This is a genomic window from Spirulina subsalsa FACHB-351 (genome assembly GCF_026130165.1).
In the GTDB taxonomy this organism is placed as follows: Bacteria; Cyanobacteriota; Cyanobacteriia; order Cyanobacteriales; family Spirulinaceae; genus Spirulina_A; species Spirulina_A subsalsa_A.
On sequence record NZ_JAIHOM010000171.1, the window covers coordinates 1 to 8,106 of the forward strand.

The following is an 8,106-nucleotide window of genomic DNA, read 5'->3' on the forward strand; positions in this document are numbered from 1 at the left end:
CTCCCCTGCCCCCCTGCTCTCTAGCCCCACGAGTAGAGTTATTCAGCAAGCCCTAAAATAGGTGTAGCCCTATTGCTTCCTTTCCTCCTCCACTCACACGGTTATGACTGATTCTGCTCCTACCTTACCCTTAGTCTTTAAGGGAATCGCGCTCTTTACTCCCGGAGGCGATATTATCTATGGCATTGACCCCAATAAACAAGACCGATGGCATACCCATCTTTGTACAGGGTTACAAGAAGTCCTTGGGTTATCGGAACCGCCTCATTTTCTCATTCCCAGTTATACGGCCACCATTGACCGTTGGCGAGATCCTAAAACCCGAAATCTCCATACTGTCGCGGAATGTTATCCTCCGGTACAACGCTATAAATACTTGTTAAATGCTCTCTTTGGGACTCCTAATCTTATTTGGCAGGTGGTGCCGTGGCAAGAGGAATTTTGCGAACCTTTGATTGTGGAGAGTTATCGTTCTCGCTTTCCCGAATTATGGGACTGTCATGATTTAATTATTCCCTATCATCGTTTGCCCAATCCTTGGGATGACTTCCAAGCTGCGCCCGATTTGCCTCTGCCGGAGTCGCCTAACACTTATGTCTTAAGGCTATTTATTTCCGGCGATCGCAGCAGTACGGAAAAAACCCTCATGAACCTTCATAAACTGCTAGAAGACGGCTTAAAATTTCCCTACACCCTCAAAGTCATTGACATCTTCAAACATCCTGAACAGGCCGAAAAAGACCAAGTATCCGCCACCCCTACCCTCGTCCGGGCTTGGCCGACTCCGGTTCGCCGAATTGTAGGGGAGTTGGAGGATACTGAACGGATTTTAAAGATTATTGCAACGGTTTAAGCCCCTCCCCAACGGGCGCGATAGGGACGGATATCTAAGTGTAATAAATTGGGATACTGGACATAAATCCCCATGCCTCCAGGCCAATTACTCAAACGGCTGGCCATTTGTCGCCCGGTTAAACCCGGCCGCAGAAAGTCCACCGCTTGACCGGATAAATGGCGGGAATTGGTCGCTCCCCCGGCTTGACGGTTCCAAGGTTCGGGACGATACCAACTGGTGATAGTCATGGGGAATCCGCCTAAGCGTTGCCGCACTTCTTCTAAGCGGGAAGCGAGGGCGAGAATGTTTTCGACATGGGCTTTGGATTGGGGCATACGCTGGCCATTATGTAAGGCTTCTCGCCAGAAAAAGTGACCGTTGGGCAGAATGGGATCATTGAGGTAGAAGGTGCTGGTATAACCGGGTAGGTTAAAGGCATCGTTTCGTTGAACTTGAGGTTGTTCTACGGCAGGTTCTTGTTGTAAAGGTTTGCCGTTTTCGAGAATTTCAATATGGTCTACAAAGGCGTACCAAGTGTTAAAGCCATTGAAGGTGTGATCTCGGAGGGCGACTCTTACATGGTTGCCTTCCTCTTTCCAACTGTGCAAGGGCAGGATTTCCCCCCGATTAATGGTGTATTTCAAGTTGGGATCAGAAATGAGGGTGCTATCAATGGGTTGTTGTTTCAGCACCGTATCTCGGATAATTTCCAAGGCTAAACGGGGGATGGGATTACCGAGGAGTTGGGACCAGGTTTGGGGCCCGACAATCCCATCAGTCGCTAGTCCTTGACGGCGTTGAAAGCTTCTCACCAGTTCAACGGTGGGTTGATCATAAACGGCGGTGAGTTCCCCCCCGATGCGAAATTGAACATAGCGCACGGCAATGCCTTCAGCCTCATTGGGACGTAAGACGGGTTGGGTGAAAATTTCGTCTAGGGCGTTCCAAGTAAAGGATACGGGAGATCCGGCGGCGTTAATGCCGATAATTTCATGAAACCGTTGGGTGGCGGACTGGGTAGCGGGTCCGGTGATGCCGTCTTCAACTAAACTTCTGCCGTTGCTATCTCGAATCTGGAGACGATTCAGGGCTTCTTGTAGTGCTTTGGTGCGATCGCCCGGACTGGGTTCATTTCGACTGCTATCTGGGAGCCTCCCGGCTAATCCAATGACAATGGCGTTTGCCATAGCGGTGGTGTTATAGCGGTTCATGTCTCGTTCTGAGTCCATGAAACAACATTCCACCAAAATAGCGGGCATATTGGTATTTCTCAACACATAGAGATGAGAGCCATTTTTCACTTGGCGATTAAAAAAGCCTAGGGCTACAATACTTTCTAACACAGGTTGAGCAATGCGCCGCCCGGCATCACTCACCGCATAGATTTCGGTTCCGTGGGCGCTGCCATTAAAGGCATTGAAATGAATGGAAACGAAGACATCGACTCGGTGGGTGTTGGCGGCATTAACACGCTGCCAGAGCGAATTCGTGACACTATTGGCTTGGCTGGGGGTGCAGTCAATCACTTCATGACCCAGATCCCGCAATTTCTGAATCACTTGTGTTCCGACGGCTTTGGTGAGATCATCCTCTAGACCAAAGCGGGAAGATGCCCCAACATCTGGCGGGGCATTGTGTCCCATATCAATTCCATATTTCATAACTGTTTTGTCTTTGCACTCTCATTATTCTGCCTTATCGTAATCAATCGGGAGCAGGAAAACTCTGCCTATTTCTGCTTGGGATGTGGTTTGAGGCATCAATTATCAATTTTCAAGGCTACCGTCTCGGGTGTAAAGTAATGAAATGGCAATTCACTTGCTGACCCACGAGAGAGACAAGAGAACACTATGAAAATTGGCGATCGCGTTCGTGTTAAAGAATCTGTTATTGTGTATCATCACCCCGAAAACAAAAAACAAGCGTTCGACATCAAAGGGATGGAAGGCGAACTAACAGCGATTATTACGGAGTGGGAAGGTAGACCTGTAAGCGCAAATTTTCCCTACCTCGTCCAGTTCAGTAAGAAATTCCGCGCCCACCTCAGAGAAGATGAACTAGAAAGTATTTAATGGATTTATCCCCCCTAGCCCCCTTTGGAAGGAATTTATCCCCCCTAGCCCCCCTTTGGAAGGGATTTATCCCCCCTAGCCCCCCTTTGGAAGGGGGGGAAATACGGGGGGGGAAATACGGGGGGATAAGAAGGCTTAACCAATATTGACAAGTTAAGAGAGGTTAGTCGGTTGCTATCCATCCCCTTGTGGGTGGGGCAGTTGACTAAAACTAGGGTAGGGGGATTTCTTGGGGGGCAAGTTCCCCCTGACCAGGACGGGCTAAGGTTGTGGCAACAACGGCCGTAAATCCGCCAAAGAAGATAAAGCCAATTAGGGCGGCGGCTGTTGAGAGTTGCTTCAAATTGAATGTTTTAGGGAAGGTCAGAGTACGCACTTCTAGCGATCCGACATGGCTTTCATAGAGAACTACCATTTCATTGTAGCCAAGCATTTCCATATAAATTTTCTCCTTAAAGTGTGGAAGGGGTAGAAGTTGGAATTGAGCTAGAATAGCCCCTGAATTAGCCTCGTTTTTACCCGCCATCATAGCATTGGATTCAAGCTTGATTCACTTCTAAAAGACCTGGGGGCGGGTGAATTTCGACACAGCCAGCCTTGAGGTCAATCACAGGCACAATGTCCTTAACAAAGGGAATTAAGACCGTTGGCGGTTTTGACTGTTGCCGCCGTTGTTTGTTCCTTTTCGGGGGGGATAATTCTGTTTCCGGAGAATTTTCGGGGGGGGGAGTCTTGAGGGTAACTTCTAGGAGATCATGGCCTGCGCTGAATACGTCGGTGATTTGTCCGATGGTTTCTCCGGTCAATTGGTTAATGACTTGGAGGTTGAGCAGATCGGCGACGTGATATTCTTCGTCCTCTAGGATGGGGCGATCGTCTTGGGAGACTAATAATTTAGCCCCTCGGAGATTTTCGGCTTGGGTGCGATCGCCAATTCCGGCCAATTCAATCACATACAGGTTTTTCCCCGGCAAAACTCGTCCGGCCACTAACTCCACCATTTGGGGGGCCGAAGCGTTGGGCAATTGTAACCAGCGCAGACCGGGATTGAGAAAGCGTTCCGGGAAATCGGAGCTAGGATAGACCCGCAAGGCTCCCTGAAGGCCTTGGGGAGAGACAATGGTTCCGACTTCAATTAGATTATCTGGGGCAATTTCGGGGAGGGGGGAGGTTTGAATCATAGGTTTCTAGACTAATAGTGTTTGGAGAAACGAGAATCAGGTCAAGTAGATAAGGGCTTTTGCGATCGCAGATTCCCTTACGATCTTAAACTGAATCACACTATCTAGCACAGAGCAAGATAGAGCGGGAATCTCTCTGAATTTCCCACGGGAGCGGTCACAGAAGCACCGTAGACAGCTACAATAGCCCCTGTAGAGATTGATCGACTATGCTCAAACCCATTGCATTACTTGGCGCTGCGGGCGCGTTTTTAGGCGTTTTAAACTTTCTGAGCCCTCCCCCTCAAATTGAAGAGGTCTTAGCTTGGGAGCAAACCCCCTTTTTTCAACTGCCCAGTGAACCGGATGCTCAAGCCGAACAAATTGTACAACAGTATTTAAACGACTTAGCCGCTCGGGGAATTGCCGCTAATCGTCAAGGGGTTTGGCTTCAGTCGGATATGACTCGTTTAGCCGTGCGACGGGGACAAGACCCGATGTCTGCGGCCTCTTTGACTAAAATTGCTACGACTATCGCAGCCTTGGAAACTTGGTCGCCAGACTATCGTTTTGAAACCCGTGTCTATAGTACCGGACCCATTCGGGAAGGGGTATTACAAGGGGATTTGGTGATTGAAGGCAGTGGGGATCCGTTTTTTATTTGGGAAGAGGCGATCGCACTGGGAAACGCCCTGAATCAGCTAGGCCTGAAGCGTGTTGAGGGCAACCTCATTGTCGTGGGGAAATTTTACATGAACTATCGCACCAACCCCAACGTTACCAGCCAACTCCTCCTCCAAAGTTTCAACTCTCAGCACTGGCAAGGGGAAATCGTCACCCAATACAGCTTAATGGCACCTGGCACCCCTCGCCCCCAGATTGACCTGCGTGGTCGCATCATTACCCAGTCACAACTCCCCAGCAACTCCCCCACCCTGTTATTGCGTCATCAGTCCGTCACCTTGGCGGAAATCCTTAAACAGATGAATATTTACAGCAATAACATGATGTCCGAAGCCCTCGCGGAGTCCATTGGGGGGGCAGATGAGGTCATGCGTATAGCCTCCGAGATTACCCAAGTTCCCCCCCAAGAAATCCAACTGATCAACGGTTCAGGTTTGGGTGTTGCGAATCGCATCTCTCCCTACGCTTCCGTTGCCATGTTAATGGCCCTAGAACGTCAATTAGCGGATAATTCCTTGGGGGTGGGGGACTTATTCCCCGTAGAAGGCCGAGACACCGAAGGCACCATGAAAACCCGTAATTTCCCCCCCCATACTCTGATTAAAACCGGAACTCTCGCCTCGGTCAGTGCTTTAGCTGGAGTGTTGCCGACACGCGATCGCGGTTTAGTGTGGTTTGCCATCATCAACGAAGGAGGAGATATCCTAGAATTAAGGAGACAACAGGATATTCTACTGCAACGTTTATCCCAAGCTTGGGGAGTTGCTCCTCTTCCCCTGTCCGACCAAAACAAAACCCCAGAAAAAATAGGCGATCCCAGTCGTATCCTCAGCGAATTTTGATCCTCCAACTGGCTAAAAACCCAGTTCCTGAGCCGTGGATCATGTCACCGGATTTAGATGATCTTTTAACAAAATGTTGCGGAATTCCCCTCACTGCAAGCGAGGAATGGGATGAATAGCAACCAATAAACCAACTGAGCGATCGCGAATTCTCGGATGAGCAGCTACAATATTATCGGCAACAGCCAATCAAGATAATGTATAAGGCATACAAGTATCGCATCTACCCAACCAACGACCAAAAAGTGTCTCTCGCCAAGGCCTTTGGATGCTGTCGTTGGTATGGGAATTTTGCACTCAACCTATGCCAAGAAACCTATCTCAAGACAGGCAAAGGATTATCTCGTCGATATATCCAGAGTCTGTTGCCAGGGTTAAAAAAGGAATACCCTTGGCTAACGGATGCCTATTCCCAGTCCTTGCAAGTTGTTGCTCTCAATCTTTCCACTGCCTATAAAAACTGCTTTGAGAAGCGGGCGCAATTGCCCCGTTTCAAGTCAAAGCATGGTCGGCAGTCATTAAGTTATCCCGCCAACGTTAAGTTTGAGGGAGACTCTGGCAGGGTGGGGTAGTTCAATCTGGGGATAGCATAATCTAATGAGGTGTCTAATGAAAGAAGGTAGACCCATCTGGGAAAATCTCTCCGAAGCGGATCAAGCGCAACTTCAACACTTGAAACAAGTCATCGAAAAAGCCGTTGAGGATGGTGTCGTCACCAAAGGGGAATATGAAGAAATAAAAAGAGTTTTGTGGGCAGATAAAAAAGCCTCCCCCGCCGAATTAGGATTAATTAATGAACTGATTCATCAAAAAATTGCCCGAGGTGAATTAGAGTGGGGCTGGTCTTAAGCCTCATCCTTGGTTCTTGGTGATGTGCGGCGTACTGTGGGCAGACAAACCCTTGTCTGTCTTGCCCATTTTTCTTGCCTCGGCTGTGATGGAGTGCCGTTGACAATTATAAACCGCTTCAATAGGGGGAATTTAATCTTTTATGAAACTTGAAGATATTATTCATCACAATATTGTAATTAAACTCAGTACCTTACGCACTGATACCGAATTAGTGAAACAGATTCAAAACCAATTGAGTGCATTAAACTTGTATCCGGGGGGATCTTGGTTAGATGGGGCTTATAGTCCCCAAACAGATGAAGCTTTAAACAACTTTTGTAAGCAATTTCCAGTCAATTATCGCACGGGGGAACAATTTGATAAGCTCTTTGCTGAAGCTTTACTAAACAGGCAATCTGGGACTATTCAGCCTCCCATTACCCCTCCCAATATTCCCCCCAAAAACTCCCAACAAATTTATCAAGATTTTCTGACAGAATCCAGCCAAGGAAATGCAGATAAACCTGCTTTGTTTTATGAAGGGATTTATAAATCTCCCTATAAAGGAGACATCAAAAACTATCCCAGTTATTTAATGCGACAACCCGATGGTCAGAACGTCGTTTCTGCTTCTGTGGTTGATGCAAGCTTTTCCTCTTATCCTTTTGTGGGAGAACTGCCTAAAATTGATTCACAAGGCTTAAACTTTTTGCACTCTGATATTAAAGAAGCTTGTGCCTGTGTTGGCAGTTTTACCGAGTCAGGATTTCAGGTCAAATGGTTAGGACGGAACGCGCTGCATAACGATGAATTTTGGAGTGCTACTAAAATAATTCCCCTATTATACGTGGTCAGTGAAGCCAATCGGAAATACTCCCGGGTTAATATTGATTTGTGTAATATTCGTGGTCAAGATAGCCAAGGAAATTATAAACATATTCCCTTTTTTGATCTCGCTCAAGATGTCATTAGTTATGAACAAAAAAATGCGAGTTCTAACGCATTAGGGGCAATGTTTAAGCGGTTTGCGCCGCAAATTACCCTAGAAAATTGGTTAAAACGGATGACGGGCAATCAAAAACTAATTTTTCGGGGACGTTATGGAGAAGCTCCTTTTATAGATTCTCCTGAGTTGTATGATCGCACTAATGGTTTATTAGTTTTAAGCCCTGATCCTCGCGCTCCCCAATGGGAAAGTAATACCATTTCCTCCTATGATTTAACTCGCATGATTTCGATGTTGGGATGGCACTATTACCTCCCCCAAGCCTCTCGTTTACCGGGCGCACAATGGCATAGTTTAGAGTGTTTAGTTCGCGCTTTTGGTTATGATTCAGCCCGTTTAATGGATCGAGGGATTCAACAGCTGAATTTGCGCGATAAACTGCAATCGGTGGTGATTTTGTCTAAGTTAGGAAATGGGATTACTAGCATTCGCAATCGGGCGGAGGCGGTTTATGTTACTTTGGTACATTGTATTGACCACAGTCGCACGCCTAACCGTTTAGTGACGTTTAGTTTAGCGATGCGTGGGGCAATTCAATTAAGTCCAAGGAATGCTAATCAGGAGGCGATTCAATTGGATGCGAGGATGGCTACAGAAGTGACTGAAGTCTTAAAGCGGGCTGTGGAAGGCAGTTTGGGGGAATAGGGAGTCGGGGCGAGGGGGAGCAGGGGAGTGG

8 protein-coding genes and 1 pseudogene are annotated in these 8,106 nt (G+C 47.6%); 6 read left to right on the forward strand and 3 right to left on the reverse strand.

Going from position 1 to position 8,106, the window contains the following annotated elements:
* The first annotated feature begins 103 nt into the window (after positions 1-103).
* Positions 104-853, forward strand: coding sequence for a circadian clock KaiB family protein (locus K4A83_RS21045; protein ID WP_265266667.1), 750 nt, complete (start codon positions 104-106; stop codon positions 851-853).
* Here K4A83_RS21045 and K4A83_RS21050 read toward each other — a convergent pair.
* The gene (locus K4A83_RS21050) at positions 850-2,496 is read right to left on the reverse strand and encodes an N-acetylmuramoyl-L-alanine amidase (protein WP_265266668.1); all 1,647 of its coding nucleotides are present in this window, start codon (positions 2,494-2,496) and stop codon (positions 850-852) included. The genes K4A83_RS21045 and K4A83_RS21050 overlap by 4 nt on opposite strands.
* A gap of 189 nt (positions 2,497-2,685) precedes the next feature.
* On the opposite strand from K4A83_RS21050, the gene K4A83_RS21055 reads away from it, so the two are divergent.
* A complete protein-coding gene (locus K4A83_RS21055) occupies positions 2,686-2,907 on the forward strand; it encodes a ferredoxin-thioredoxin reductase variable chain (protein ID WP_265266669.1) in 222 nt (73 codons plus the stop codon).
* Positions 2,908-3,118: 211 nt separating this feature from the next.
* On the opposite strand, the gene K4A83_RS21060 is transcribed toward K4A83_RS21055, so the two are convergent.
* Both K4A83_RS21060 and rimM read right to left on the reverse strand, forming a co-directional pair.
* Positions 3,119-3,346: a hypothetical protein gene (locus tag K4A83_RS21060; protein ID WP_265266670.1), complete on the reverse strand. Its 228-nt coding sequence runs from the start codon at positions 3,344-3,346 to the stop codon at positions 3,119-3,121.
* Between the two features lie 100 nt (positions 3,347-3,446).
* Entirely contained in the window at positions 3,447-4,088 is a 642-nt protein-coding gene (rimM, locus tag K4A83_RS21065) for a ribosome maturation factor RimM (RefSeq protein ID WP_265266671.1), read from the reverse strand.
* A 209-nt stretch (positions 4,089-4,297) separates the two neighbouring features.
* Here rimM and K4A83_RS21070 point away from each other — a divergent pair, with 209 nt between their 5' ends.
* The 4 genes and pseudogenes from K4A83_RS21070 (at position 4,298) to K4A83_RS21085 (ending at position 8,075) form a co-directional block, all read left to right on the forward strand.
* Positions 4,298-5,593, forward strand: coding sequence for a D-alanyl-D-alanine carboxypeptidase (locus K4A83_RS21070; protein ID WP_265266672.1), 1,296 nt, complete (start codon positions 4,298-4,300; stop codon positions 5,591-5,593).
* 197 nt (positions 5,594-5,790) lie between these two features.
* Positions 5,791-6,162, forward strand: a pseudogene (locus K4A83_RS21075) (RNA-guided endonuclease InsQ/TnpB family protein); the annotation flags it as partial.
* A 40-nt stretch (positions 6,163-6,202) separates the two neighbouring features.
* On the forward strand, positions 6,203-6,442 hold the full coding sequence (locus K4A83_RS21080) for a hypothetical protein (protein ID WP_265266673.1): 240 nt from the start codon (positions 6,203-6,205) through the stop codon (positions 6,440-6,442).
* Between the two features lie 142 nt (positions 6,443-6,584).
* A complete protein-coding gene (locus K4A83_RS21085; protein WP_265266674.1) occupies positions 6,585-8,075 on the forward strand; it encodes a peptidoglycan-binding protein in 1,491 nt (496 codons plus the stop codon).
* Positions 8,076-8,106: the final 31 nt, after the last annotated feature.

Excerpts from the sequence above, each read along its gene's own strand:
- K4A83_RS21050 (WP_265266668.1), bottom strand. The coding sequence starts at position 2,496 with ATGAAATATGGAATTGATATGGGACACAATGCCCCGCCAGATGTTGGG.
- K4A83_RS21045 (WP_265266667.1), top strand. The coding sequence starts at position 104 with ATGACTGATTCTGCTCCTACCTTACCCTTAGTCTTTAAGGGAATCGCG.
- rimM (WP_265266671.1), bottom strand. The coding sequence starts at position 4,088 with ATGATTCAAACCTCCCCCCTCCCCGAAATTGCCCCAGATAATCTAATT.
- K4A83_RS21085 (WP_265266674.1), top strand. The coding sequence starts at position 6,585 with ATGAAACTTGAAGATATTATTCATCACAATATTGTAATTAAACTCAGT.
- K4A83_RS21080 (WP_265266673.1), top strand. The coding sequence starts at position 6,203 with ATGAAAGAAGGTAGACCCATCTGGGAAAATCTCTCCGAAGCGGATCAA.
- K4A83_RS21055 (WP_265266669.1), top strand. The coding sequence starts at position 2,686 with ATGAAAATTGGCGATCGCGTTCGTGTTAAAGAATCTGTTATTGTGTAT.
- K4A83_RS21070 (WP_265266672.1), top strand. The coding sequence starts at position 4,298 with ATGCTCAAACCCATTGCATTACTTGGCGCTGCGGGCGCGTTTTTAGGC.
- K4A83_RS21060 (WP_265266670.1), bottom strand. The coding sequence starts at position 3,346 with ATGGAAATGCTTGGCTACAATGAAATGGTAGTTCTCTATGAAAGCCAT.